We start from the raw sequence: 24,953 nt of genomic DNA on the forward strand, positions 1-24,953 counted from the left end.
CATCATCTTACCAATGGAGCGCTCGATGCGAATCGGAATTCCGCGCGAGACTCGCGATAGCGAAACACGTGTTGCCGCAACACCGGAAACAGTCAAAAAATACGTCGCCGCAGGACACGAGGTGCTCGTCGAAAAAGACGCTGGCTTAGCCGCGCACTTTAGTGATCAGGCCTACGAGCAGGCGGGTGCCAAGATCGTCGATGCGGCACAGACACTTGCCTCTGCGCTCATCCTTAAGGTTAGAGCCCCGAGTACCTCAGAGCTTTTGGGTATTCAGGCAGGAAGCACCCTGGTGGGCATGCTCGACCCCTTTGACGAAGCAGGACTTGATGCGATGGCACAAGCGGGTCTGACCGCTTTTGCGCTGGAGGCGGCCCCACGTACCACGCGTGCACAAAGCCTGGATGTCTTGTCCTCACAGGCCAACTTAGCCGGCTACAAAGCCGTTTTACTTGGCGCTCATTATTACGGCCGCATGTTTCCCATGATGATGACCGCTGCAGGCACGATCAAAGCCGCACGTGTCGTGATTCTGGGCACTGGTGTCGCGGGCTTACAAGCCATTGCCACGGCCAAACGTCTCGGCGCGGTAGTCGAGGCCTCTGATGTCCGCCCTGCTGCCAAAGAGCAAGTGGAGTCACTCGGTGCAAAATTCATTGATGTGCCTTTTGAAACTGACGAGGAGCGTGAAATTGCTCAGGGTGTCGGCGGCTATGCACGTCCCATGCCGGCAAGCTGGATGCAACGTCAAGCGGTGTTAGTCTCAGAACGCTGCAAACAAGCTGACCTCGTGATTTCAACCGCGCTGATCCCTGGACGTCCTGCTCCAACGTTGATTTCAGCTGAGACAGTTCGCGCGATGAAGCCAGGCTCCGTCATCGTCGATCTCGCCGTTGAACGTGGAGGAAATTGTCCACTTTCGCAAAAAGGCCTCGTGGTCTACGAAAACGGTGTGGCGCTAGTCGGACTCACCAACTTACCCGGCATGTTAGCAACAGATGCCTCTGCGCTTTATGCCCGCAACGTCTTGGATTTTCTCAAGCTCATTATCGACAAAGAAGCCAAGCTGGCCGTTGCGCGAGATGATGACATTGTTGTGGCTTGCCTCGTCTGTGAAGATGGCAAAAATCTAAGGAAAAAATAATGGATGCGATTAGCCCTACCCTTGTTAACCTGATCATTTTTGTGCTCGCAATCTACGTCGGCTACCACGTCGTCTGGAACGTCACGCCAGCACTTCACACCCCACTCATGGCTGTCACGAATGCGATCTCTGCGATCGTGATCGTCGGCGCCATGCTGGCTGCGGCACTCACTGAAGGTGGCTTGGCTCGCGGCATGGGTGTGTTTGCCGTCGCACTTGCCGCCGTCAACGTCTTTGGTGGCTTTTTGGTGACGCGACGAATGCTAGAGATGTTTAAAAAGAAACCGCCAAAAGACAAAGCGGAAAAAGATAAAGCCACCAAGAGTGGGAGCCATGCATGATTTCCATTAATGTTGTCACGCTTTTATATCTGGTCGCTTCGGTGTGCTTTATTCAAGCCCTTAAAGGTCTCTCTCACCCCACTACCTCACGCCTAGGCAACGCCTTCGGAATGGCAGGTATGGTGATTGCGGTTCTCACGACTGCGGCGCTCATCGTGAGCCTGTCCCGAGAGGCCCAAGCTGGAGTGGGTCTAGGCTGGGTGTTACTGGGCTTGTTGATCGGAGGCTCAATCGGCACCGTGATGGCCAAACGCGTTGAAATGACCAAAATGCCGGAGCTTGTTGCCTTCATGCACAGCATGATTGGTCTAGCCGCAGTAGCCATCGCCGTTGCAATTGTTGCTGAGCCCCAAGCATTCAGTATTGTCGCGGCCAAAGGTGAACCGATTCCTGTCGGCAATCGCCTTGAGCTGTTTATCGGCACCTTTGTGGGCGCGATTACCTTTTCAGGCTCCGTCATTGCCTTTGGCAAGCTTTCTGGTAAATACAAATTCCGCTTGTTTCAAGGCGCACCCGTTGTATTTTCTGGTCAGCACATGGTCAACCTTGCACTGGCACTTGCCATGCTCGGCTGCGGCATCTGGTTCATGCTGACACAGGACTGGACGCCTTTTGTCATCATGACCATCATCGCCTTTATTTTGGGCGTGCTGATCATCATTCCGATTGGTGGCGCAGACATGCCCGTGGTTGTATCCATGCTCAACAGCTATTCGGGCTGGGCTGCGGCAGGTATTGGCTTTTCACTCAACAATCCAATGCTGATCATTGCGGGCTCATTGGTCGGCTCCTCTGGCGCTATTCTGTCCTACATTATGTGCAAGGCCATGAACCGGTCTTTCTTTAATGTGATTTTGGGTGGCTTTGGCGGTGCGACAGATGCTGGCCCAGCCGCTGGCTCAGGCGTACAGCGGAATGTGCGCTCAGGCAGTCCGGATGATGCAGCATTCTTGCTCACCAACGCGGAAACCGTCACGATCGTGCCTGGCTATGGCTTGGCCGTGGCGCGCGCGCAGCATGCGCTCAAGGAGCTAGCAGAAAAACTCACTGAGCATGGCGTGACCGTCAAATACGCCATTCATCCTGTCGCAGGTCGTATGCCAGGACACATGAACGTTTTGTTAGCCGAGGCAGAGGTCCCCTACGATCAAGTGTTCGAGATGGAAGACATCAACAGCGAGTTTGCGCAGACAGACGTTGTCTTGGTGTTAGGTGCGAATGATGTGGTCAACCCAGCAGCTAAAAATGACCCAAAGTCGCCCATCGCTGGCATGCCCATCCTTGAGGCTTACAAAGCTAAAACCATCATCGTCAACAAACGCTCCATGGCCTCCGGCTATGCAGGCTTGGACAACGAGCTTTTTTATCTCGACAAAACCATGATGGTGTTTGGCGATGCTAAAAAAGTCATCGAAGATTTGGTGAAAGCAGTCGAGAACTCTTGATCACTGCAACAAAACTAAAGCCGTGACAACTTAGCTTGTCACGGCTTATTTCAAAGCAGCATCTACAACTTCGATCCAATGACGCACAGGCGTATCAGTACCACTTTGCAGATGGCCGATACAACCAATATTTGACGACAGCATCATGTCTGGTTCGGAGGCATTGAGATGTTCAAGCTTACGGTCGCGCAAGGCAGTCGAAATCTCTGGCTGAAGAACGGAGTAAGCGCCTCCTGAGCCGCAGCACAAATGACTTTCGTTGAACGCTTGTAAAGACATTCCGAGTGCAGTCAAGAGTTGCTCGCTTTCAGGGCGCAAGCCTTGCCAGTGTTGCAGCGTGCAAGGAGGATGAAAAACCGGCCTCTTTGGAAGCTTTGAGGCATCTACGTGTTTGACGAGCTCTTGGGCATAGGGAGACACTACCTGTGCGACATCTCTCACAAAAGAAACTATCTTTTCGGCTTTTGGGAGATAAACAGGATCATCGCGCAAATGATGGGCATACTCTGCCACCATCGCACCGCACCCCGTTGCATTCATGACAATTGCCTCGATCTTGCCTGACTCAACATACGGCAACCACGCATCAATATTTAAACGCATCTGGGCCCGTGCGCGCTCCTGGTCATCCAAATGAAAACTCAGGGCACCACAGCAGCCCGCACCCGCCACGACTTGCGTACCAATGCCCAAACGATCCAATACGCGAATCGTCGCAGCATCAATTGAAGGCATCATGGTCGGCTGGACACAACCAGATAACAATAAAATCTGCCGTGCATGACCAGAAGTCACGGGACGTGGACCAACCGGACGGGGCGCGATCACTTTGCGCTGCAAGGTTTCAGGCAACCATTCGCGTAAGGATTGACCGAGCTTGTAAGCAGGCGCAAAAAAACGCGATGTCAGCCCCTCTCGCAAAAGCGCACGCTGCACACGCTGAGCCAAAGGCCGCTTGACCTTTTCCTCGACGAGTTGGCGACCGATGTCGACCAGATGACCATACTCCACACCAGAAGGACACGTCGTTTCACAGTTACGGCACGTCAAACAACGGTCAAGATGTTGCTGTGTCGCCTGAGTAGGTTCCTTGCCCTCTAGGACCTCTTTGATCAGATAAATGCGTCCCCTGGGACCATCGAGTTCATCTCCAAGCACTTGGTAGGTTGGGCAGGTCGCGGTACAAAACCCACAATGCACACAACGACGCAAAATGTCGTCGGCCTCTTGCCCGAGTTTCGATTCACGTGCCCACTGCGCCAAATTGGTCTGCATGATTATCTCGTTATAGATCGGCAATCAAGCGACCAGGATTAAAGACCGACTTTGGATCAAACTCTAATTTAAGTCGCCTGACGATGGTCGCCGCACCTTGATTCAGAGGATGAAAAACACCTTGAGGAGGCAGCGGCTGCTCCGTCAACTGTCTAAACAAAGTTGCGTGCCCACCCGCTCTCTCAGCGACATTACGAATGTGCTGAGGATCACAATCTGCGGCAATCCAACGTTGACCGCCAGCCCATTCCGTCAGCGTGGGCCCCAACTCCAGCACAGGCGTTCCCGGCGCGCATGCCACTCTCCACAACAAAGGAGTCGCAAAAAAATCAAGCGAATGTTCGCGTAGAGCAACCCAGTACTTGGTCGCTTCAGCAAGATCAACCACATCTCCAGCCATTGAGTGACGAGCCGCTAACAGTGCAGCGGCGGAACCCGCCAAACGTACACGCAAACGACCTGCACCGCCGACAGACTCCCAAGAGGTTGCTGAAATGGGTAGTGGTTTTGCACGCCAACTTAAACATTGAGCCAAGGCCGCAGCTTCATCCAACTCCCATTCAAGCGTACACACCTCAAATGGTTTAGGGGCAACTTTGACAGACACTTGTGTCAAGGCGCCAAACATCCCCATCGCGCCCGTCAACAACCGAGAAACGTCATAGCCCGCTACGTTTTTCATGACCTCCCCACCAAACTTCAAGACCCTGCCCTGAGCATCCAACAGATGCGCACCAAGCACGTAATCTTTGACGGGCCCCGCACCCAGTCGACCAGGCCCGGCTAGTCCTGCAGAGACACAGCCGCCTATCGTCGCTTCAATACCAAAGGCGGGAGGATCAAATGCCAGCATTTGTCCTGCAGCGTCTAAGGTCTCCACAATTTCATGAAGGGGTGTACCCGCCAAGGCTGTGATCACAAGTTCAGAAGGGTGATAGTTGACGATCCCTCGCACACTGCGCATATCAAGCGTCACCGGGGCATCCCCCCGACGATCGAAAGGATTGCCGTAAAAGGACTTTGTACCGCCTCCGCGAATCAACACGGGCTTAAAACTTGCCCGTGCAGCGAGCACTTGATCAATCAACTGTGAAATTTCGTAGTTTGTCATGTGTCAGAATCTCGGCAGATCTGGAAACGCAATCGCTCCGCCATGCACATGCATCTTGCCGTATTCGGCACAACGGGCCAAGGTTGGGATGACTTTTTCAGGATTAAGCAGACAGGCAGGATCAAACGCGCGCTTGACTGCCATGAACACATCAAGCTCATCTCGACTGAACTGCACACACATCTGATTAATTTTCTCCATCCCAACACCATGCTCGCCCGTGATGGTTCCACCGACTTCGACACACAACTCAAGAATCGCTGCCCCAAAATCCTCGGCACGACGCACTTCATCTTCGATATTGGAATTAAACAAAATCAGAGGGTGCAGATTGCCATCGCCTGCATGAAAAACGTTTGCACAACGAAGTCCGAATTGCGTTTCCATGGTTTGAATCGCTTTGAGCACATCACCTAGGCGTCTCCTCGGGATCGTGCCATCCATGCAGTAATAATCGGGTGACACTCGACCTGCAGCAGGAAAGGCATTTTTTCGACCCGCCCAAAAACGCAAGCGCTCCGCTTCACTTGTTGATACTTGCAGACGCGTAGCACCTGCACGCTGGAACACCTGCTCCATGCGCTGCAACTCTTCGGCAACCTCTTCTACCGTGCCGTCAGACTCGCACAATAAAATTGCCTCTGCATTCATGTCGTACCCTGCTTTGACAAAAGGCTCCACCATTTGAGTCGCCTGTTTATCCATCATTTCGAGTCCGGCGGGAATGATGCCTGCGCCAATGATCTTGCCGACCGCATCACTTGCTTTCTCAACGTCGTCAAAGCTCGCCATGATCACGCTTGCCAAGGCGGGTTTGGGGGTGAGACGCAAGGTCACCTCGGTGACGACACCCAGCATGCCCTCAGAGCCAACAAAAACAGAGAGTAGGTCAGGACCAGGACTATCGGGCGCAAGAGAGCCGAGCTCCACCACGTCGCCGTCCATAGTGACCATTCTGACCTTGAGGACGTTATGAATGGTCAAACCATATTTCAGACAGTGCACACCACCAGAGTTTTCAGCGACGTTTCCTCCGATCGTGCAAGCAATCTGACTCGAGGGATCGGGTGCATAGTACAAACCATAAGGGGCCGCAGCCTCAGAGACCGCTAAATTGCGAACGCCAGGCTGAACCACAGCTGTCGCAGCCATCGCATCAATATGTTTGATCTGATTAAATTTGGCCAGTCCAAGCAAAACACCTTGAGCGTGAGGCATCGCCCCCCCCGAGAGACCTGTGCCGGCTCCGCGGGCGACTACCGGCACATTGAGTCGCTTGCACACCTTTAAAATATTTTGGATTTGCGCTTCAGTTTCAGGTAACACCACCGCCATCGGCAACGACCGATACAGGGATAAACCGTCACACTCATAAGGGCGCGTATCTTCTTCGCGGCTCAGAACGCAATGCGGCGGAACCACCGCCCGCAGAGCAAGTACCACCTCTTCTTTGGGTGGAACGATTAAAGGAGACAAGCCAGTATCGATGATCGCATTCATAGGGCAAACAATAGCGCGGAAGACAACTTTGCGCAGGACAGGACTTACCCGATGTTTGCCCTAAGATCTGGGGTCAATGACCTTTCCAGGGTTGAGGATATTGTTCGGATCGAAAGCAAGCTTGAGCACACGCATCAAGTCCAGCGCGTCCTCTCCATGCTCACGCGCCATAAATTGCTTTTTATGCAAACCAATACCGTGCTCTCCGGTACAGGTGCCGTCTGCATCAATCGCTTGTGTCACGAGTTGATAGTTCAGCTGCTCTGACTCTTGCCACTCACTTTCGCTGTTGGGATCCAGCAACATCAGCACGTGAAAATTACCATCTCCCACATGCCCCACGATCGTGCTGGGAAAGCTCACCTTGGAAAGCGCATCGGTGGCCGCATCAATACACTCGGCCAAGCGAGAAATTGGCACACAGACGTCAGTCGTGCTCGCCTTACAACCCGGACGCAATTGCAAGCCCGCAAAATAGGCATTGTGACGCGCTGTCCATAAGCGATTGCGGTCCTCGGGACGCTCAGCCCACTCAAAATCCATGCCACCGCAATCACGAGCGAGCTCTTGCACCGTTTGAGCTTGTTCCTTGACACTCGCCTCACTGCCGTGAAATTCAAACAACAGCAGAGGCGTTTCGCGCAATGTCAGCTTGCTGTAGAGATTACCCGCACGCACAGCATCTGCATTCATCAGCTCCACCCGTGCAACTGGCACGCCCAGCTGAATGGTTTGAATCACACACGCTACCGCCTCGTGCACGCTGGGGAAATTGCAGACTGCAGCACTGACGGCTTCGGGCTGAGGATATAACTTGACCGTCACTTCAGTAATGACGCCAAGAGTTCCCTCGCTACCTACAAACAGTCTTGTCAAGTCATACCCTGCCGAGGACTTTCTTGCGCGACGCGACGTCCGAATCACCTTGCCCTGAGCGGTCACTACCGTGAGAGACACCACGTTTTCGCGCATTGTGCCGTAACGCACAGCATTGGTCCCAGAAGCGCGTGTCGCCGACATTCCGCCCAGCGAGGCATCTGCCCCCGGATCAATCGGGAAAAACAAACCCGTGTCGCGAATTTGCTCGTTCAGTTGTTTACGCGTCAAGCCAGCCTGAACTGTGACCGTTTGGTCCTCTGCGTGCAAAGCAACTATTTTGTTCATTCTGGTTAAATCCAGGCTGATACCACCTTGCACTGCCAAAATATGCCCCTCTAAAGAGGAGCCGGAACCATAAGGAATCAGCGGAATACCGTGCTTGTCGCACAAACGCACCACGACAACGACCTCTTCAGTGCTTTCAGCGAACACCACGCCGTCAGGCAACATCGACGGATAAGGTGACTCATCGCGACCATGATGATCTCTAACGGCATTGGCCATAGAGAACCGCTCACCAAACTGAGCTTTCAACTCGAGGATCATCTCCTCTGGAAGTGGACAGCGCAAAGACTGAATATCGTGTGGTGCGTTCATGTGACTTATTGCTCGTTCTTAAGCAGACTGCGACGACGTTCGCGCACAGACTCTGCGAGTGACTCCAGCACCTTTAAGGAGCTATCCCAGTCAATGCAGCCATCCGTCACACTTTGTCCATAAACAAGTGGCTGTCCTGCCACCAAATCCTGACGACCGGCCACCAGATGACTCTCGATCATCAAACCCATGACGCGAGTTTCGCCTTGAGCAATTTGCGCGCCCACTTCTGCACAGACCGCAGGTTGGTTTTCAGGTTTTTTATTACTGTTGGCATGACTTGCATCAATCATCACACGCTGCGCCAGACCAGCCTTGGCCATTTCCTCGCAGGCAGCCTGAACACTCGCCGCATCGTAATTGGGCGCTTTGCCACCGCGCAAAATCACGTGACAATCTTCATTCCCCAAGGTTGACACGATGGCGGAATGCCCTGCTTTAGTCACTGACAAAAAGTGGTGCGGCTGCGAAGCTGCTTTCATTGCATCGACAGCAATGCGGACATTTCCGTCTGTACCGTTTTTGAAGCCCACGGGGCACGACAAACCAGAGGCCAGTTCACGGTGGACTTGACTCTCCGTCGTGCGCGCGCCGATGGCGCCCCAAGACACCAAGTCAGCAATGTACTGCGGGGTAATCATGTCCAAAAACTCACAACCGGCAGGCAAGCCCATCGCATTGATTTCGAGCAAAAGGCTTCGCGCAGTTCTCAGACCTTTGTTGATGTTAAAGCTACCGTCAAGCTCTGGGTCATTGATCAGACCTTTCCAACCCACCGTTGTGCGTGGCTTTTCAAAATACACACGCATCACAATCTCAAGCTCACCACTCAAACGATCACGCTGCGCTTTGAGTTTGTTGGCATATTCAATCGCGGCTTTCGTATCGTGAATCGAGCAAGGTCCAATGACGACGACCAAGCGATCATCCATGCCGTGCAAAATACGATGCAGCGCTTGCCGCGTTTCAAATACAAGTGACGACACTTCTGGCGTGCAGGGATTCTCACTCATGGCGTGCGAAGGAGGCGCTAGCTCCTTGATTTCGCGGATACGCAGGTCATCGGTATTGTGTGGCACAACTCACTCCTAAAACAATAAACGTATAAATTGAAAATTTAATCACCGCCGAATCGCTCAGCGCTTACTTTTTTGTGGAATCTATGCAGTACCGCCGACAGTCAAGCCTTCCATCTTGATCGTGGGCATACCTACACCGACTGGTACGCTCTGTCCCTCTTTGCCACACGTTCCCACACCGCTGTCGAGTTTCATATTGTTACCAATCATACTGACACGATTCATTGCCTCTGGCCCACTACCAATCAGAGTGGCACCTTTGATCGGATACGTGATGCGGCCGTTTTCGATCATATAGGCCTCAGAGGCTGAAAACACAAATTTTCCGCTAGTAATATCCACCTGACCACCACCAAAATTGGCGGCATAAATCCCTTTTTTGACTGATCCAATCATCTCTTCCGGATCTTCTTTGCCAGACAGCATAAAGGTATTGGTCATGCGGGGCATCGGCAAATGCGCAAACGACTCGCGACGACCATTGCCAGTCACACCTGTTTTCATCAATCGAGCGTTGAGCGTGTCTTGTAGATAACCACGCAAAATACCATCTTCGATCAGAACATTGCGTTGAGTGGGATTGCCCTCGTCGTCGACATTGAGGGAGCCGCGTCGGCCTTCAATCGTGCCATCGTCCACCACGGTCACACCTTTGGACGCGACACGCTGGCCCACTTTGCCAGAAAACACGCTCGAACCCTTGCGATTGAAATCACCCTCAAGTCCGTGACCAACGGCTTCGTGCAACAAAATCCCCGGCCATCCCGCAGCAAGCACAACCGTCATCTCACCTGCGGGCGCAGGACGCGCATCCAGATTAACCATGGCTTCGTGGACAGCTAAATCAACATATTGCCGAAGCCTTTCATCAGAGAAATACTCAAGTCCAGAGCGCCCCCCGCCTCCAGAATGACCCGTCTCTCTGCGCCCGCCCCTCTCAACCACGACCGAAAGGGATAAACGCACCAAGGGACGCACATCGGCAGTCAACCGACCATCGCTACCGGCAATCATGACAACGTCATACTCCATGCCGAGACTGGCCATGACTTGTTTGACGTGCGGGTCTTTCGCGCGCGCCATTTTTTCCACCCGCTCGAGCAGTCCCACCTTTTCAGGGGCGGCCATCGTCGACAATGGATCGACTGGCTGGTAGAGACTAAGATTGCGTTCGCCCTTGGCTGCCTGCACGCGTGCCTTACCAGCACCCTGGCGCGCGATGCTGCGAACAGCATGGGCCGAGGACAGAAGAGCCTCTGCAGATAAGGTGTCTGAATAAGCAAAAGCTGTTTTTTCGCCTGCTACCGCACGGACGCCAACACCCTGACTAATAGAAAAACTACCTGTTTTGACAATACCTTCTTCGAGACTCCAGCCTTCGCTGCGCGTATATTGAAAATACAAGTCGGCGTAATCCACCTTGTGCGTGAATATTTCACCAATGGCACGATTGAGGTCAGACTCGTTCAAGCCCCAGGGATCCAGCAGCAGTGATTTAGCTGTGGAGAGTGATGCAATGGCAGGATCAATCAGTTTCATTTATCGGTAAATAATGTTCGGTGCATCAGTGCAGGCAAGGATTGCCGCACTTCCTTTAAACGACTAGGCTCTATCGTACCGCTTACGATACCCTCATGCTCGGGTAACACCTCTAGGATATCCCCCCATGGGTCAATCAACATCGAATGCCCCCAGGTTCGACGACCATTCTCATGAAAGCCTCCCTGAGCGGGTGCCAACACATAGCACTGGTTTTCAACCGCACGAGTCCGCAACAAAAGCTCCCAATGCGCCTGACCGGTTGTGTAGGTAAAAGCCGAAGGCACCAAAATTAAGTCCACCTGACCCATCGACCGATAAAGCTCAGGAAATCTTAAGTCATAGCAAATAGATAAGCCAAGCGTAATATCCGGCGTCTCTAAACGAGAGATACGGTCCCCCGCCAAAATCGCGCGTGACTCGTCATAGCTTTCCTCTCCGCGCGCAAAACTAAATAAATGTATTTTGTCGTAACGTGCGAGCTGTTTGCCATCAGGGCCATAAACAAGTTGAGTATTAAATACTCGACCTGCATCTGGGGAAACCAGCGGAATACTCCCCGAAGACAAATAAATGCCATATTGCGCAGCCGCAGCTGACAAAAACGTTTGAATGGGGCCACTGCCCTCTGGCTCAGCGACCGACAGCTTGTCGGTTTCTTGACGACCCATCAAGCAAAAATACTCGGGTAAAACTACCAATCTCGCACCCTGCGCGGCTGCGCGTGCAATCCACTTGCCTGCTGTTTCTAAATTGCGCTCAACGGTCGATGCAGACACCATCTGAATCGCTGCGACTTTAAATGGTGAAGGCAAGCAATCTGAAAAGGGCGCTTTGAGAGAAACTGAATGCAACATATTAATTTCCAATTTCACAATAAATAAATCTTGAATATCTTCTTCAAGTCTTTACAAAAATAAATAATACAGATATGTCAGTTATCGCCATTTGGTTTTATAAATAAACATCAGGATATGACAAAAATATTTTTAATTAAACCTGACCGCAAACATAATCGTTTACCATATGTTCAATATTAAGTTTATTATGTTTAAGCTATTTGTTTATTTAAAATTACCTATCATTTTTTTCATCAGGGCAGGATATGACACGACAAAATTACGCAAACCAGCAAGCAAAAATTCAAAAAGAAATCGAACGCCTCAACAAACAGGCTCAGCTTTTGCAAAGCAAGCAGCGCAAACCCGTCATCTCAAGTATTTTGCGCTCCATGAAAGAATATGGCATTACCCCTGAGGAAATTTCAGCCGCCTACGGCAAACCAGGTGCAAAAGCACACGCATCAGGCCTGAGCAAGGCACCTAAGGTGGCAAAAGCCTCGGGCACTAAAAAGCCTGTCGCCCCAAAGTATCGCCACCCTGCAACCTCAGCCACCTGGACTGGCCGAGGCAAAGCACCTCTTTGGATCGTTGAAGCCGAGAAAAACGGGCAAACACGCCAGCAGTTTTTAATCTAGTTTTAATCTAGTTTTAATCTAGTTTTAATCTAGTTTTAATCTAGTTTTAATCCGACTTTTAATCAAAAACACTTTTAATCAAACATATCTGTTTGGTTAAAAAAATGGCCGAGAATTTAAAACTCTCGGCCATTTTCATTTGTATAAATAGTATTACTTAGTCAATGGTGGCACCTGAGGCACGCACTGCCTTGCCCCATTGCTCCAAGTCGTTATTAATCACTTTCTGAAACTCAGGCAGCGTTGTGATTAGCGTTGAGGCACCCCGTGCACGCAACTGGTCCACGACTTTGGGCTCCGCCAAGACTTTATTAATTTCTGCATGAATCTTTTCGCGTAATGCCATCGGCGTTGCACTACTGACAAAAAAGGCAAACCAAGAATCTAGCGCCAAAGCAGGATAACCCGCCTCGCCAAAGGTCGGCAGATCAGGCAATGCCTCAGAGCGGCGAGTCGCAGAAGCCGCCAAGGGTCTTACCGCACCGCTCTTAATCTGGCTCATCACGGATGGGGCGCTTGCATACACGCCCTGCACCTGCCCACCCATCACATCAGTTAACGCTGGCGCAACACCTTTATAAGGAACGTGCGTGGTTTTAATATCAGCAGCCAAACCTAACATTTCATTCAACAAATGATTGACTGAACCATTACCGGACGAGGCGATATTAATTTTGCCTGGATTCGCTTTTGCATACGCAACGTATTCAGCAATATTTTTAACCGGCAAAGCGGGATTCACGACTAAAACAAAAGGCAAAGTGGCAAGCGAGGCAATCGGAGCTAAATCCTTGACCATGTCAAAAGACATTTTTTTGTAAAGAGAAGGATTAATCGCGTGGGTACCTGAATAACTCATCAACCATGTCGCACCATCACCTGGAGATTTTGCAACAGCCTCGCTACCGATATTGCCGCCCGCACCCGGACGATTCTCAACCACAATGGTGGTGTTCCAGCGCTGGCTTAATTCTGCGGCCATCAGACGCGAAATGGCATCAGACGCTCCCCCTGCAGCCTGTGGGACGATAATTTTGATTGATTTACCCACGAGCTCTGATGGGATTTGAGCCAAAGCGTTTAATGACAGCGATAAGGCCAACATACCAAAAATCGATGTCGTCAGCTGGCGGAAGTTTTTTTTCATTATGTTCTCTTTACACTCAATGAATAGCGATTATTTTCAATACTTGTAATGCATATTACTTTTAATTATTTATTAATACTCATTTTGGTTTATCACCCTTTAAGGTGATGCGATGCAGCAAACGCTTGTGCCCGTGATAATCATTAATCGGGTTATGTAAGACACAGCGGTTATCCCACAAGGCGATTGACCCCACTTTCCAAGCAAAACGGCAGGTAAATTCCGGTCTGACTTGGTGAGCAAACAAATACTTAAGAAGCGGCTCGCTTTCCTCTTCGGTCCAACCCACAAAGCGCGTAGTGTGACCCGGGTTGGCGTAGAGCGCGCGACGACCTGTTTCTGGATGAACACGAACAACAGGATGCTCAGCACTCAAATCTTCGCGCTCAGAGGTCTTAGCTGAGTCAGCCAGACGATCTTCACGCGTTTTTGTGACGGCAGCTTTTGCGGAGGAGTTAACCGCATACATACCGCTAAGCGTTTCTTGCAAAGCTGGCGAAAGAGACTCAAACGCCGAGTAATTACTAGAAAATAAAGTATCACCACCATAGGGCGGGATCTCACGCGCAATCAACATCGTCGCCATTGGCGGCTCTTTCAAATAAGTGGTGTCCGTATGCCAGACCCCGCCAAAATTATGCTTTTCATGTGGCAATTTCAGCACGGGAATAATCAAAGGAAAATCCGGTAACCCTTTGACAAACGGATATTCCACGACCTCACCAAAGCGCATCGCAAAATTTTGAAAGGTTGCGCAATCAAGTGGCTGATCACGAAAAAAGATCACACCGTATTTCAGCCAAATTTCACGGATCTGTGCGATTTGATCATCACTGACATTGCCTTGCAGATCAATACCGTGGATTTCTGCACCTACGGCACCCGATAGCGGTCTCACTTCTAGTTTTGAATTCATAGCGTCTAAGTCATTTGAAACAAACGAACCTCAATCATAGGACAGAATCAATGTTTCATCGCTGAGATTGTCAGGTTTTTCTCCGCAAGACTCATACAATGTAAGAGATTCATTATGGACGACAGCATGCGCACAGAGACCGGCACCACCATTCGACGCGAAGACTACCGCCCCTTCGGCTTTCGTATTCCATCTGTTCACCTTGAGTTCGAGTTAGAGGCTGACTTGACCTGGGTGCGCGCTCAAATGCTGGTCGAACGCCGAAAAGATATTTCAAGTAATGGCGACCTGGTCTTGGATGGTGAGGACCTTGCATTAATTTCGATCCATCTCAATGGGGAGATGCTCGAGAGCGCCCGATACACCCTGACTGAATCACACCTCACGGTGCTTAATTTTCCCGATCAAGCAGAACTCGTCATCGTGAGCACCTGCCAACCTGCAAAAAATACAAGTCTTTCAGGTCTTTACGTGTCTGGAAACAGCCTGTTTACGCAATGCGAAGCCCAAGGTTTTAGAAAAATCACTTGGTTTCCAGACCGCCCTGATGTGATGTCCGAATATCACGTTACCCTGCGCGGTCATCGGGCGACCTACCCTTTGCTGCTCTCAAACGGCAATCTTGTCCTCAAAAAAGAGTTAGAGGATCAGCGCCACGAAGTGCAATGGCATGATCCTTTTGTCAAACCGAGTTACCTGTTTGCACTCGTCGCCGGCGATTTCGCTTGCAGAGAGCACCAAACCACAACAAAAAGTGGTCGCAAAGTTTTATTGCAGGTCTACAGTGATCCTGGTTCTGAAAACCAAACAGAATGGGCCATGGAGTCGCTCGAGCGCTCACTGCGCTGGGATGAGCAGCGCTTTGGTCTGGAGCTTGACTTAGATCGCTTCATGATTGTGGCAGCCAGAGACTTCAACATGGGTGCGATGGAGAACAAAGGGCTGAACATTTTCAACGCAGCCTACGTTTTGGCCAATCCCAACACTGCGACCGACTCGAACTACCAAGCGATCGAAGCGGTGATCGGGCACGAGTATTTTCACAACTGGACAGGCAACCGCGTCACCTGCCGAGACTGGTTCGAACTGAGCTTAAAGGAAGGCCTCACCGTCTTTCGCGATCAGGAATTCACTGCCGACATGATGGCGCAAGGCCTGAGCGAATCTGCGGCTCAAAGTGCCCGTGCGATCAAGCGCATTGATGATGTTGTCACCTTGAGATCGGCCCAGTTTCCAGAAGATAGCGGCCCCATGGCGCATCCCATCCGTCCCGAAAGCTATCAAGAGATTGGTAATTTTTATACCGCAACCGTTTACGAAAAAGGAGCGGAGGTCATTCGCATGATGCATACCCTGCTCGGTGAGCACACCTTTCGTGCGGGGATGGACGAGTACTTTCGGCGACATGACGGACAAGCGGTGACGTGTGATGATTTTGTTGATGCCATGGATTGGGCGTTGCAGCGTCAACATCCTGACAAAAACCTGACCCAATTTAAACGCTGGTACAGCCAAGCGGGTACGCCGCGCGTGACAGCCACGTTGGATTATGACGCGACTGCAGAGCGCTGTACGCTTACCTTGACCCAGCAGTGCCCCTCGGTGGGCGTTGAAAAGCAATCACACACCAACAAGCTTCCATTTCATATTCCAATCACGATTGGTTTACTGGATGCCCAAGGATGCGCCCTGCCTCTTGTGCACCAGAATCAGGCGGGCCTCGCACCGACCGAGAGGATGCTTGAGCTCACCCAGGCCTCACAAAGCTGGATATTTGAGAAAGTCTTAAGCCGTCCAACCCCTTCACTGTTGAGAGATTTTTCAGCCCCCGTCAATCTCATCTACCCCTACACCAATCAAGAGCTAGCCAGACTTTCTGCGCATGACAGTAATGCTTTCGCCCGTTGGGAATCTGGCCAAGAACTTGCGACGCGACAAATTTTGAATATGGCCACAGCCTGGCGAGAGACGGGTCAAGTCTGCACGCCAGACCCCATCATGATCGAGGCGTGGGGAGCCATGCTTCACGACGATTCGGTCGACGCAGGCTATCAAGCGCGTGCCCTCAGCCTACCCTCTGAAAAAACCGTCCTAGAGCGGATGAGTGCGATGGATCCTGTCGCCGTATCACATGCGCGAACTGCACTTAAACGCATCCTCGCTCAACACTACAGCGCGGCTCTTTTTGAGACCTATCAAAAGCAAGTCACTCCCGGAGGCTATTCTCCGGCACCAGGACCCGCAGGCAAAAGAGCACTCAAAAATCTCGCCTTATCTTTTCTGATCGCAGCCCAAGACTCGGCAGCCATTGATTGTGCGTTTCAGCAATTCAATCACGCCACCAACATGACAGATCGTATGGCCGCGTTCAGTGCGCTCACACACGAGACCCACAGCGCGCGCACTAGCGACGCCATCATTCAGTTTTACGAAAACTGGCAGCATGACCCGCTTGTGATCGACAAGTGGTTTGCCGTCCAGGCCTCTTCACCTCTGGCCACGGCCGAGGGCATGCTTGGTCTGATGGCGCATCCGGCCTTTACGTTGCGCAACCCAAATCGCGCAAGATCCGTGATTTTTCAATTTTGCATCGCCAATGTCTTGGGTCTCCATGCCGAAGATGGCAGTGGTTACCGTTTTTGGGCAGACCAGGTGCTCGCGCTAGATGCGCTCAATCCAGAAATCGCCGCACGCTTGGCGCGTGCCTTTGATCACTGGGCCCGCTTTGTCCCCACTGTTCGAGAACAAATGCAGCGCGAGCTTCAACGCGTGGCCTCGCATCCTCACTTATCGCGCAATACGCTTGAAATCGTTTCCAAAGCCTTGGCGCTGTAATCTTTTTCTACCTAGCCTACACTCTCATTTCATCATTTCGACATCACAACATGAAACGCAAAACACTCACCCAGTACCTCGTTGAGCAGCAGCGTGCAGAACACGCACTAGGATCAGAAGTCCGCTTGCTGATTGAAATTGTCTCCAGAGCCTGTAAAACAATCAGTCATGCTGTCAGCAAAGGCGCACTTGGCGGCGTACTAGGCAGCCTTGAAAGTGAGAACGTTCAGGGCGAAGTTCAAAAAAAGCTTGATGTGATCTCTAACGAAGTATTGCTTGAGGCCAATGAGTGGGGCGGCCACCTCGCTGCGATGGCATCAGAGGAAATGGAAACCATCCATCTGATCCCCAATCGCTACCCTAAAGGCGAATTTTTATTGCTATTCGACCCCTTGGATGGCTCCTCCAATATTGATGTCAACGTCTCAATCGGTACAATTTTTTCTGTCCTGCGCGCCCCTGCAAGCGCCTCGGGACGCGAAATCACTGAAGAAGATTTCCTTCAGCCTGGCAGTACCCAGGTGGTGGCAGGCTATGCGATTTATGGTCCCCAAACTATGTTGGTTCTGACGATCGGCCAAGGCGTCGTCGGCTTTACGCTTGATCGCGAAATGGGCTCATGGATTCTGACCCACGAAAACATGACGATCCCGGCAGACACCAAAGAGTTTTCGATCAATATGTCCAATATGCGCCACTGGGCTGCGCCTGTGCGTCGCTATATTGACGAGTGCTTGGCTGGAAAAACAGGCGTGCGCGGTAAAGATTTCAACATGCGCTGGATTGCGGCGATGGTGGCGGATGTGCACAGACTCATTACGCGGGGCGGCATTTTCATGTATCCCTGGGATGCTCGCGAGCCAGGCAAACCAGGCAAGCTCCGCTTGATGTACGAAGCCAACCCAATGAGTATGTTGGTCGAGCAAGCTGGCGGTGCCTCGACGGATGGCACACAGCGCATCCTGGATATTCAACCGACGAGCCTGCATCAGCGAGTCGGTGTGGTCTTGGGTTCAAAAAATGAAGTCGAGCTTGTAACCCGCTACCACCATGAGGCTAACAAGTAACTCCAAAAGGGACTACTTCGCCAATCAAAGTGTTAACCAGTAAAAAAACCTGCCGGAGGAACATCCCGGCAGGCTTTTTTACGCAACACTCGGGTCTGGCGACGCGAGTGAGTGCGTGATTAGTTCAAGGTAAAAATGGTCGCACCTGTTGTCTTGCGTGAGGCCAAGGCCGCTTGCGCCTCACCAGCTTGCTCGAGTGGATAACGCTGATCAATACGGATCTTGATCTTTTTGGCCAAGACCATTTCAAATAACTCGTCAGCCGCAGCCTGCATTTTTTCAGGTGTGTTGACGTGCACGGCCAGAGTAGGACGTGTCACATACAGAGAGCCTTTGGCCGCCAAAATACCCAAGGCGACGCCTTCAACGGGACCTGAAGCATTGCCATAGCTCACCATTAAACCGCGTGGCTGCAAGCTATCAAGTGAAGTCATCCAGGTGTCTTTGCCTACGCCGTCATAGACCACGGGGACTTTCTTGCCACCCGTCAGTTCCAACACACGTTCAGCGACATTTTCCTTTGAGTAATCAATGACTTCCCAAGCACCATGGGCCTTGGCAAGTGCAGCCTTTTCTGGGCTGGAAGCCGTACCGATGACCTTGACGCCAAGTGCCTTGGCCCACTGGCAAGCGATCAGTCCGACACCACCTGCTGCAGCGTGGAACAAAATGGTCTCACCTTCCTTGATCCGGTAGGTCTGGCGCAACAGATATTGCACTGTCAGGCCTTTGAGCATCATGGCCGCGGCTTCTTCGAAGCTGATGCCATCCGGCAACTTGACGACCTGAGCCGCAGGAACGTTGCGAGCCTGTGCGTAAGCGCCAATCGGGCTTTGACCGTAGGCGACACGATCGCCTTCTTTGAAGCGAGTCACCGCCTTGCCAACCGCGGTCACCACGCCTGCGCCCTCAAAGCCCAAGCCATGTGGCAAGGGGCTCTTGTAGAGACCGTCGCGGAAGTAAATATCAATAAAATTCAGACCCGCCGCGTGTTGCTTGATCGTGATTTCATTATCGCCAGGAGCAGGCACTTCGACCTGTACGAGCTGCAAGACCTCAGGTCCGCCGTTTTTTTCAATACGAATGGCTTTAACTAGATTGCTCATGAGTGCTCCTAACAAGAATGGAAAAGGCAAATTACTGGGAATTGCCAAAAATTTCACAACGCACGAGTTTATATCGTTCGCGAGGTAAAATGCACTTTTACCTCGACAAATTGCAGGAAACTATGGCCGGACACAGCAAATGGGCCAATATCCAGCACCGTAAAGGTCGCCAGGATGCCAAACGCGGAAAACTTTGGACCAAAATCATTCGTGAAGTCACGGTTGCCGCCCGCGCGGGTGGTGCCGATCCTGATGCAAACCCTAGGCTGCGTATGGCTTGGGACAAGGCAACCGCAGCCAACATGCCCAAGGAAAATATTCAACGCGCGATCACGCGTGGCGCGGGTGGGGCCGATGGCGCCAACTACGACGAGATTCGTTACGAAGGTTATGGCGTGGGCGGTGCCGCGGTTGTGGTGGACTGTATGACAGATAACCGCACCCGGACTGTCGCCGATGTGCGCCACGCGCTATCTAAAAATGGTGGCAACCTCGGTCAAGAGGGATCGGTTGCATTTATGTTCACGCATTGTGGGCAGTTTGTCTTTGCGCCAGGTACTTCTGAGGACGTCGTCATGGAAGCCGCGCTTGATGCCGGTGCAGACGATGTCGTCACAGACGAGGAAGGCGTGATCGAAGTCACCTGTGCCACGACAGCCTTTGCCGCAGTGCGTGATGCCCTGCAAGCCAAAGGCCTCGTGCCTGAGATGGCAGATATCGTAATGAAGCCCAACAACGAGGTTGAGCTCACCGGTGATGACGCCATCAAAATGCAAAAACTACTCGATGCTCTGGAATCACTCGATGATGTCCAAGAGGTCTATACCAACGCCGTGATGGATGAGCAGGACTAAATACGCATGAAACTTCTTGTTATTGGCTCTGGTGGCCGCGAACACGCACTTGCCTGGCGTTTATTGCAATCCAAACGTGTTGAGCACGTATACGTGGCTCCCGGAAACGGTGGTACCGCGTTGATGAAGGGCGCCTCCAATGTCGCCCTGTCCGACCCTCAGGCCTTAGCGGATTTTGTTCGCGCTCAAGGTGTCGCCTTGACGGTGGTGGGTCCCGAAGCGCCCTTGGCACAAGGCGTCGTTGACACCTTTCGTGCTCAAGGTCTCAAAATCTTTGGTCCTACGCGCGCTGCGGCGCAACTCGAAAGCTCCAAAGACTTTGCCAAAGCCTTCATGGTGCGTCATCACATTCCAACCGCCGCATACCAGACCTTTACGGACCCACTCGCCGCGCATGCCTACATCAATGCACAAGGAGCCCCCATCGTCATCAAGGCGGATGGGCTCGCGGCCGGCAAAGGCGTGGTCGTCGCCATGACACTCGACGAAGCACACGAAGCCGTCGATGCGATGCTGGGAGATGGATCGTTGGGTGCAGCGGGTGCCCGCGTGGTCATCGAAGAATGTTTGCTCGGTGAAGAAGCAAGCTTTATTGTGCTGTGCGATGGAAAAAATATCTTTCCACTCGCGACGAGCCAAGACCACAAGCGCCTCAAGGATGCAGACCAAGGTCCAAACACCGGTGGCATGGGTGCGTACTCCCCTGCGCCTGTAGTCACCCCGGTTATTTTTGAACGCGCCATGAAAGAGGTCATCGAGCCGACTATCAAAGGCATGCAAGCAGATGGCATTCCTTTTACAGGCTTTCTCTACGCAGGCTTGATGATCGGTCAAGGCGATGACACGACCTGTCCGATCAAAGTCCTCGAATTCAACTGCCGCATGGGTGACCCAGAAACACAGCCCATCATGATGCGCGTCCGTAGCGACCTGCTTTCCGTGTTTGAGCACGGGGTCAATGGCACGCTTGATCAGGCGCAGATTGACTGGGATCCCCGGACAGCTCTAGGCGTTGTGATGGCCAGCCACAATTATCCCGGCACACCACGACTAGGCGACGCCATCACAGGAATTCCTGCCGAGGCAGCTGACTGCGTGGTGTTTCATGCCGGCACGACGCTCAAAGATAACGTTCCCCTGACCAGTGGCGGCCGAGTGTTGTGCGTGACAGCGTTAGATGACACCGTACGCGCAACGCAAAAACGTGTTTACGAGGCTGTCCAGAAAATTCATTTTGATGGTGCCCAATACAGAACAGACATTGGCTGGCGAGCCTTGGAATCCTAAACCATGTCACACAGCGCCTCGAGCAACAACTCTTCTGACAAGATGGTCACATCCGTGGTGGACCTTCCCGCCGTTCGCAGCTATTTATTAGATCTGCAGCAAAATATTGTGACAGCCCTTGAGCAAGCAGGCGGTGACGCGTTTCAGCGTGATGAGTGGAAGCGAGCCGAGGGAGGTGGTGGTATTTCTCGCCTAATCGAAGGGGGCTCCCTATTTGAACGGGCCGGTGTGTTGTTTAGTCACGTTAAGGGGATGACACTCCCCCCCTCCGCCACACTGCACCGCCCAGAAGTCGCGGGTCGTCCTTGGGAAGCCATGGGTGTCTCCATGGTGCTCCACCCACGCAATCCATACATCCCGACGACGCATATGAACGTCAGAATGTTTGTCGCCAAGGCTGCACCAGGGTCTGAGCAACAGGACATTTTCTGGTTTGGTGGTGGCATGGATTTAACGCCCTACTATCCCTTCGAAGAGGATGCTCAACACTTTCATCGTGTCAATCGCGATGCGCTCGCTCCCCATAGCGACACTGCGTATGAGGAATATAAAAAATGGTGTGACGAGTATTTCTTTCTCAAGCATCGCAATGAAACACGCGGCATCGGTGGCATATTTTTTGATGATCTCAGCGCAGGAGGGTTTGATGCCTCATTTTCAGTGATGCGCTCAGTAGGCGATGCTTTTTTATCTGCTTACATGCCCATCGTTGAAAAGCGACGCGCGCTGGCATACGGCGAACGCGAACGCGACTTCCTCGCATACCGTCGAGGACGCTACGTTGAATTTAACCTCGTGTTCGACAGAGGAACCCTCTTTGGCTTGCAATCTGGCGGACGGACGGAATCGATTCTTTTATCGATGCCGCCCATGGCAGCCTGGCGTTACAACTGGCAGCCTGATCCTGGTACGCCGGAGGCCAGATTGGCTGAGTTCCTCAAGCCAAGGCAGTGGGTCTAATGCGTGTTGGCCTCCTCGGCGGAAGTTTCGATCCAGTGCATCATGCGCACCTACTACTGGCGCAAACTGCACTGAAACATCTTAAGCTGGATAAAGTACAAATCATTCCAGCTGGGCAACCTTGGCAGAGACCTGCCCTTGGGGCAAGCCCTGAACATCGTCTCAATATGCTGCACCTCGCCACAAAAGGTCTCGATAACATTGAGATCAACCCTATTGAAATACATCGAACTGGCCCAACCTATACAATAGAAACACTAGAGGCACTCGAACCAAACCACGAGTACTTTTGGATATTAGGGTCAGATCAGTTGGCAAATTTTTGTACGTGGCGCAGTTGGCAAGATATTGCTCACCGTGTGAAACTTGCCGTTGCACAGAGACCGGGTTCACTCCTGACTCCGCCCCTAGCACTATCCCAGTGGCTTCAATCACAAAATCGAACACTATTCGTGATTCCTTTTGAGCCGCAGGATGTTTCAGCCACCGCAATCCGTCAAAGGCTTGCTCTACAACAATCTGCACGTGACCTCCTTCCTGAGGTTGTCGAGCAATACATTTATGAGCACGGACTCTATCGTCCGCACTCAGCCTAAAACAGGATTAATGATGGACATCACAAAACTACAACGTGCAGTGGTCGACGCACTCGAAGACGTCAAAGCACAAGACATCAAAGTTTTTAACACCTCCGAGATGACCAGTTTATTTGACCGAGTCATCGTGGCGTCTGCAACATCTAACCGTCAGACGCGCGCTCTAGCTTCCAGTGTGGCCGAAAAAGTCAAAGCCCTTGGCGGTAACGTCATTGCCACTGAAGGCGAGGAAACAGGAGAATGGGTGTTAGTGGATGTTGGCGATATCATCGTGCACATCATGCAACCGGCCATTCGTGCTTATTACAACTTAGAAGAAGTGTGGGGTGGCAAACCTGTTCGTATGAAACTGGCCCCAGAATCTACGCGCCCTGCAGTTGCAACGAGCGATGTGGCCTTTGACCCAATGATCACAACAGAAGAACCGACAGGACGCCGGGCTGCTAGTCGTGCTTCATCAAGACCGACACGCTCCAATCGATAACAAAGACACACAAGCTAAGTTATATTTTATTTTCTATTGTGAAAATACTGATTGTCGCTGTTGGAAACCGCATGCCAGAGTGGGTCAATTCGGCATGGGATGACTACGCTAAACGAATGCCGGCAGATTGGGCGATATCTCTCAAGGAAATCAAACCCGAGCCGCGCACGAGCGGCAAAACTCCCCAGCAAATGATGTTGGCAGAAGCCAAACGCATTGAAGCAGCCCTTCCAGAACACACTTTACGCATCGCGCTCGATGAAATTGGTCGAGATATGACAACTCAAAGCTTTGCGGCAAAGCTGAATAACTGGCATCAAGCTAGCCAGAACATTTCCATCATTATTGGGGGGCCAGATGGACTAGACCCACAATTCAAACAGAGTTGTGATGGTTTGATTCGGCTATCGTCAATGACGATGCCGCACCCAATGGTGAGAATCGTGTTGGTCGAGCAACTCTACCGAGCTTGGTCGATTTTAAATAATCATCCTTACCATCGGGTATAACCCCATGAAATCAATATTTTATCTTGCTTCGGCTAGTCCGAGACGCCATGAACTATTGAACCAAATTGGGGTAGCCCACGAAATACTCCATGTGCCCTCTCCGACTGGAGAGGACGAACCACGATACGCCACAGAAAGTCCACTCGAATATGTGCAACGTACGGCACAAGACAAAGCGAATCGGGCACAAGAATGGATCAGTCAACAAAGTATTAACGTTAGTCAGTCAGGTAAACAAACAATAATATTGACAGCTGATACAACGGTCGCGTTGGGAAATCTTGTTTTAGGCAAGCCTAAAGACGTTAAACACGCATCTGATATCTTGCAATTGCTGAGCGGAAAAACGCACACGGTTTACACCGCTGTAGTGTTGTCTCAGTCAATTAGCGAGACAAATCGTAAATGGAGTCAATGGCAATCACTTTCAGCCACGCAAGTCAGCTTTGCTGAAATGACAGAGCAAACAATTGAGGAATACATAGCAACTGGCGAACCATTCGGTAAAGCTGGTGCCTATGGGATTCAGGGTCACGCTGCAAAGTTTATTAGCAGGATCGAAGGTAGCTATTCAGGGGTGATGGGGTTACCACTGTTTGAGACAACAGAACTAATGAAACGATTAGTGAAATAAAACACATCGCTAAAGTATTAATAATAAAAAACCGTCATTAGCGAAGTTTCAACACATATCGAAAGTACAAAGACAAAACCCCTCAGGCGAAGCCTGAGGGGTTTTGAGGGTAAGAGCCTGACGATGACCTACTTTCACAGACGTACGTCCACTATCATCGGCGCTAAGGTG

The 24,953-nt window shown here is 51.6% G+C and carries 23 protein-coding genes; 13 read left to right on the plus strand and 10 right to left on the minus strand.

Going from position 1 to position 24,953, the window contains the following annotated elements; all coding sequences use genetic code 11:
- Window positions 1-25: 25 nt before the first annotated feature.
- Genes WBJ47_RS03000 through WBJ47_RS03010 form a run of 3 tightly spaced genes read left to right on the plus strand, consistent with a single transcriptional unit; the run spans window position 26 to window position 2,930 of the window.
- Window positions 26-1,144, plus strand: a complete 1,119-nt coding sequence (locus tag WBJ47_RS03000) for a Re/Si-specific NAD(P)(+) transhydrogenase subunit alpha (protein ID WP_422243279.1) — start codon at window positions 26-28, stop codon at window positions 1,142-1,144.
- Entirely contained in the window at window positions 1,144-1,485 is a 342-nt protein-coding gene (locus WBJ47_RS03005) for an NAD(P) transhydrogenase subunit alpha (RefSeq protein ID WP_424585278.1), read from the plus strand. The genes WBJ47_RS03000 and WBJ47_RS03005 overlap by 1 nt, the downstream gene beginning before the upstream one ends.
- Entirely contained in the window at window positions 1,482-2,930 is a 1,449-nt protein-coding gene (locus tag WBJ47_RS03010) for an NAD(P)(+) transhydrogenase (Re/Si-specific) subunit beta (protein ID WP_424585279.1), read from the plus strand. The genes WBJ47_RS03005 and WBJ47_RS03010 overlap by 4 nt, the downstream gene beginning before the upstream one ends.
- 45 nt (window positions 2,931-2,975) lie before the next feature.
- Here the strand turns inward: WBJ47_RS03010 and glcF are convergent, their stop codons facing one another.
- The 7 genes from glcF to WBJ47_RS03045 form a co-directional block, all read right to left on the minus strand.
- Window positions 2,976-4,205, minus strand: a complete 1,230-nt coding sequence (glcF, locus tag WBJ47_RS03015; protein WP_422245336.1) for a glycolate oxidase subunit GlcF — start codon at window positions 4,203-4,205, stop codon at window positions 2,976-2,978.
- Between the two features lie 10 nt (window positions 4,206-4,215).
- Complete coding sequence (glcE, locus tag WBJ47_RS03020) at window positions 4,216-5,316, minus strand: glycolate oxidase subunit GlcE (protein WP_422245337.1); 1,101 nt, start codon at window positions 5,314-5,316, stop codon at window positions 4,216-4,218.
- 3 nt (window positions 5,317-5,319) lie between these two features.
- Entirely contained in the window at window positions 5,320-6,816 is a 1,497-nt protein-coding gene (locus tag WBJ47_RS03025; RefSeq protein WP_422245338.1) for an FAD-linked oxidase C-terminal domain-containing protein, read from the minus strand.
- Between the two features lie 60 nt (window positions 6,817-6,876).
- Entirely contained in the window at window positions 6,877-8,292 is a 1,416-nt protein-coding gene (locus WBJ47_RS03030; protein ID WP_422245340.1) for an FAD-binding oxidoreductase, read from the minus strand.
- Window positions 8,293-8,297: 5 nt separating this feature from the next.
- Complete coding sequence (gene aroG, locus WBJ47_RS03035) at window positions 8,298-9,371, minus strand: 3-deoxy-7-phosphoheptulonate synthase AroG (RefSeq protein ID WP_422245342.1); 1,074 nt, start codon at window positions 9,369-9,371, stop codon at window positions 8,298-8,300.
- A gap of 81 nt (window positions 9,372-9,452) precedes the next feature.
- Window positions 9,453-10,910 carry a metalloprotease TldD gene (tldD, locus tag WBJ47_RS03040; protein ID WP_422245344.1) on the minus strand — a complete coding sequence of 486 codons (1,458 nt, stop codon included), beginning with the start codon at window positions 10,908-10,910 and terminating at the stop codon, window positions 9,453-9,455.
- On the minus strand, window positions 10,907-11,767 hold the full coding sequence (locus WBJ47_RS03045; protein ID WP_422245346.1) for a carbon-nitrogen hydrolase family protein: 861 nt from the start codon (window positions 11,765-11,767) through the stop codon (window positions 10,907-10,909). The genes tldD and WBJ47_RS03045 overlap by 4 nt, the downstream gene beginning before the upstream one ends.
- A 248-nt stretch (window positions 11,768-12,015) precedes the next feature.
- Between WBJ47_RS03045 and WBJ47_RS03050 the strand changes: the two genes are divergently transcribed.
- Entirely contained in the window at window positions 12,016-12,387 is a 372-nt protein-coding gene (locus tag WBJ47_RS03050; protein ID WP_422245348.1) for an H-NS family nucleoid-associated regulatory protein, read from the plus strand.
- A 157-nt stretch (window positions 12,388-12,544) separates the two neighbouring features.
- On the opposite strand, the gene WBJ47_RS03055 is transcribed toward WBJ47_RS03050, so the two are convergent.
- The gene (locus WBJ47_RS03055) at window positions 12,545-13,534 is read right to left on the minus strand and encodes a Bug family tripartite tricarboxylate transporter substrate binding protein (protein WP_422245350.1); all 990 of its coding nucleotides are present in this window, start codon (window positions 13,532-13,534) and stop codon (window positions 12,545-12,547) included.
- 79 nt (window positions 13,535-13,613) lie between these two features.
- Window positions 13,614-14,450 carry a TauD/TfdA dioxygenase family protein gene (locus WBJ47_RS03060; RefSeq protein ID WP_422245351.1) on the minus strand — a complete coding sequence of 279 codons (837 nt, stop codon included), beginning with the start codon at window positions 14,448-14,450 and terminating at the stop codon, window positions 13,614-13,616.
- 126 nt (window positions 14,451-14,576) lie between these two features.
- Between WBJ47_RS03060 and pepN the strand changes: the two genes are divergently transcribed.
- On the plus strand, window positions 14,577-17,285 hold the full coding sequence (pepN, locus tag WBJ47_RS03065) for an aminopeptidase N (RefSeq protein ID WP_422245352.1): 2,709 nt from the start codon (window positions 14,577-14,579) through the stop codon (window positions 17,283-17,285).
- Window positions 17,286-17,335: 50 nt separating this feature from the next.
- Window positions 17,336-18,352 carry a class 1 fructose-bisphosphatase gene (locus WBJ47_RS03070; RefSeq protein WP_422245353.1) on the plus strand — a complete coding sequence of 339 codons (1,017 nt, stop codon included), beginning with the start codon at window positions 17,336-17,338 and terminating at the stop codon, window positions 18,350-18,352.
- A gap of 119 nt (window positions 18,353-18,471) precedes the next feature.
- Here WBJ47_RS03070 and WBJ47_RS03075 read toward each other — a convergent pair whose 3' ends face one another.
- Complete coding sequence (locus tag WBJ47_RS03075; protein ID WP_422245354.1) at window positions 18,472-19,458, minus strand: quinone oxidoreductase family protein; 987 nt, start codon at window positions 19,456-19,458, stop codon at window positions 18,472-18,474.
- Window positions 19,459-19,580: 122 nt separating this feature from the next.
- On the opposite strand from WBJ47_RS03075, the gene WBJ47_RS03080 reads away from it, so the two are divergent.
- The 7 genes from WBJ47_RS03080 to WBJ47_RS03110 are packed head-to-tail and all read left to right on the plus strand — an operon-like array spanning window position 19,581 to window position 24,782.
- Window positions 19,581-20,312 carry a YebC/PmpR family DNA-binding transcriptional regulator gene (locus WBJ47_RS03080; protein WP_422245356.1) on the plus strand — a complete coding sequence of 244 codons (732 nt, stop codon included), beginning with the start codon at window positions 19,581-19,583 and terminating at the stop codon, window positions 20,310-20,312.
- Between the two features lie 6 nt (window positions 20,313-20,318).
- Window positions 20,319-21,599 carry a phosphoribosylamine--glycine ligase gene (gene purD / locus WBJ47_RS03085; protein WP_422245358.1) on the plus strand — a complete coding sequence of 427 codons (1,281 nt, stop codon included), beginning with the start codon at window positions 20,319-20,321 and terminating at the stop codon, window positions 21,597-21,599.
- Between the two features lie 42 nt (window positions 21,600-21,641).
- Window positions 21,642-22,559, plus strand: a complete 918-nt coding sequence (hemF, locus tag WBJ47_RS03090; RefSeq protein WP_422245363.1) for an oxygen-dependent coproporphyrinogen oxidase — start codon at window positions 21,642-21,644, stop codon at window positions 22,557-22,559.
- The gene (gene nadD, locus WBJ47_RS03095; RefSeq protein WP_422245359.1) at window positions 22,559-23,155 is read left to right on the plus strand and encodes a nicotinate (nicotinamide) nucleotide adenylyltransferase; all 597 of its coding nucleotides are present in this window, start codon (window positions 22,559-22,561) and stop codon (window positions 23,153-23,155) included. The genes hemF and nadD overlap by 1 nt, the downstream gene beginning before the upstream one ends.
- A 13-nt stretch (window positions 23,156-23,168) precedes the next feature.
- Complete coding sequence (gene rsfS / locus WBJ47_RS03100; protein ID WP_422245364.1) at window positions 23,169-23,639, plus strand: ribosome silencing factor; 471 nt, start codon at window positions 23,169-23,171, stop codon at window positions 23,637-23,639.
- 38 nt (window positions 23,640-23,677) lie between these two features.
- Window positions 23,678-24,148: a 23S rRNA (pseudouridine(1915)-N(3))-methyltransferase RlmH gene (rlmH, locus tag WBJ47_RS03105; RefSeq protein ID WP_422245360.1), complete on the plus strand. Its 471-nt coding sequence runs from the start codon at window positions 23,678-23,680 to the stop codon at window positions 24,146-24,148.
- A gap of 4 nt (window positions 24,149-24,152) precedes the next feature.
- Window positions 24,153-24,782 carry a Maf family protein gene (locus tag WBJ47_RS03110; RefSeq protein WP_422245362.1) on the plus strand — a complete coding sequence of 210 codons (630 nt, stop codon included), beginning with the start codon at window positions 24,153-24,155 and terminating at the stop codon, window positions 24,780-24,782.
- Window positions 24,783-24,953 lie beyond the last annotated feature (171 nt).

Origin of the sequence: Zwartia sp. (genome assembly GCF_049655405.1) — a bacterium.
In the GTDB taxonomy this organism is placed as follows: Bacteria; Pseudomonadota; Gammaproteobacteria; order Burkholderiales; family Burkholderiaceae_B; genus Zwartia.

Excerpts from the sequence above, each read along its gene's own strand:
- WBJ47_RS03050 (WP_422245348.1), top strand. The coding sequence starts at position 12,016 with ATGACACGACAAAATTACGCAAACCAGCAAGCAAAAATTCAAAAAGAA.
- WBJ47_RS03025 (WP_422245338.1), bottom strand. The coding sequence starts at position 6,816 with ATGAATGCGATCATCGATACTGGCTTGTCTCCTTTAATCGTTCCACCC.
- glcF (WP_422245336.1), bottom strand. The coding sequence starts at position 4,205 with ATGCAGACCAATTTGGCGCAGTGGGCACGTGAATCGAAACTCGGGCAA.
- tldD (WP_422245344.1), bottom strand. The coding sequence starts at position 10,910 with ATGAAACTGATTGATCCTGCCATTGCATCACTCTCCACAGCTAAATCA.
- rsfS (WP_422245364.1), top strand. The coding sequence starts at position 23,169 with ATGGACATCACAAAACTACAACGTGCAGTGGTCGACGCACTCGAAGAC.
- WBJ47_RS03030 (WP_422245340.1), bottom strand. The coding sequence starts at position 8,292 with ATGAACGCACCACACGATATTCAGTCTTTGCGCTGTCCACTTCCAGAG.
- pepN (WP_422245352.1), top strand. The coding sequence starts at position 14,577 with ATGCGCACAGAGACCGGCACCACCATTCGACGCGAAGACTACCGCCCC.
- WBJ47_RS03080 (WP_422245356.1), top strand. The coding sequence starts at position 19,581 with ATGGCCGGACACAGCAAATGGGCCAATATCCAGCACCGTAAAGGTCGC.
- WBJ47_RS03060 (WP_422245351.1), bottom strand. The coding sequence starts at position 14,450 with ATGAATTCAAAACTAGAAGTGAGACCGCTATCGGGTGCCGTAGGTGCA.
- glcE (WP_422245337.1), bottom strand. The coding sequence starts at position 5,316 with ATGACAAACTACGAAATTTCACAGTTGATTGATCAAGTGCTCGCTGCA.
- WBJ47_RS03005 (WP_424585278.1), top strand. The coding sequence starts at position 1,144 with ATGGATGCGATTAGCCCTACCCTTGTTAACCTGATCATTTTTGTGCTC.
- nadD (WP_422245359.1), top strand. The coding sequence starts at position 22,559 with ATGCGTGTTGGCCTCCTCGGCGGAAGTTTCGATCCAGTGCATCATGCG.
- WBJ47_RS03110 (WP_422245362.1), top strand. The coding sequence starts at position 24,153 with ATGAAATCAATATTTTATCTTGCTTCGGCTAGTCCGAGACGCCATGAA.
- WBJ47_RS03045 (WP_422245346.1), bottom strand. The coding sequence starts at position 11,767 with ATGTTGCATTCAGTTTCTCTCAAAGCGCCCTTTTCAGATTGCTTGCCT.
- WBJ47_RS03070 (WP_422245353.1), top strand. The coding sequence starts at position 17,336 with ATGAAACGCAAAACACTCACCCAGTACCTCGTTGAGCAGCAGCGTGCA.
- WBJ47_RS03055 (WP_422245350.1), bottom strand. The coding sequence starts at position 13,534 with ATGAAAAAAAACTTCCGCCAGCTGACGACATCGATTTTTGGTATGTTG.
- WBJ47_RS03000 (WP_422243279.1), top strand. The coding sequence starts at position 26 with ATGCGAATCGGAATTCCGCGCGAGACTCGCGATAGCGAAACACGTGTT.
- WBJ47_RS03010 (WP_424585279.1), top strand. The coding sequence starts at position 1,482 with ATGATTTCCATTAATGTTGTCACGCTTTTATATCTGGTCGCTTCGGTG.
- WBJ47_RS03075 (WP_422245354.1), bottom strand. The coding sequence starts at position 19,458 with ATGAGCAATCTAGTTAAAGCCATTCGTATTGAAAAAAACGGCGGACCT.
- purD (WP_422245358.1), top strand. The coding sequence starts at position 20,319 with ATGAAACTTCTTGTTATTGGCTCTGGTGGCCGCGAACACGCACTTGCC.
- hemF (WP_422245363.1), top strand. The coding sequence starts at position 21,642 with ATGGTCACATCCGTGGTGGACCTTCCCGCCGTTCGCAGCTATTTATTA.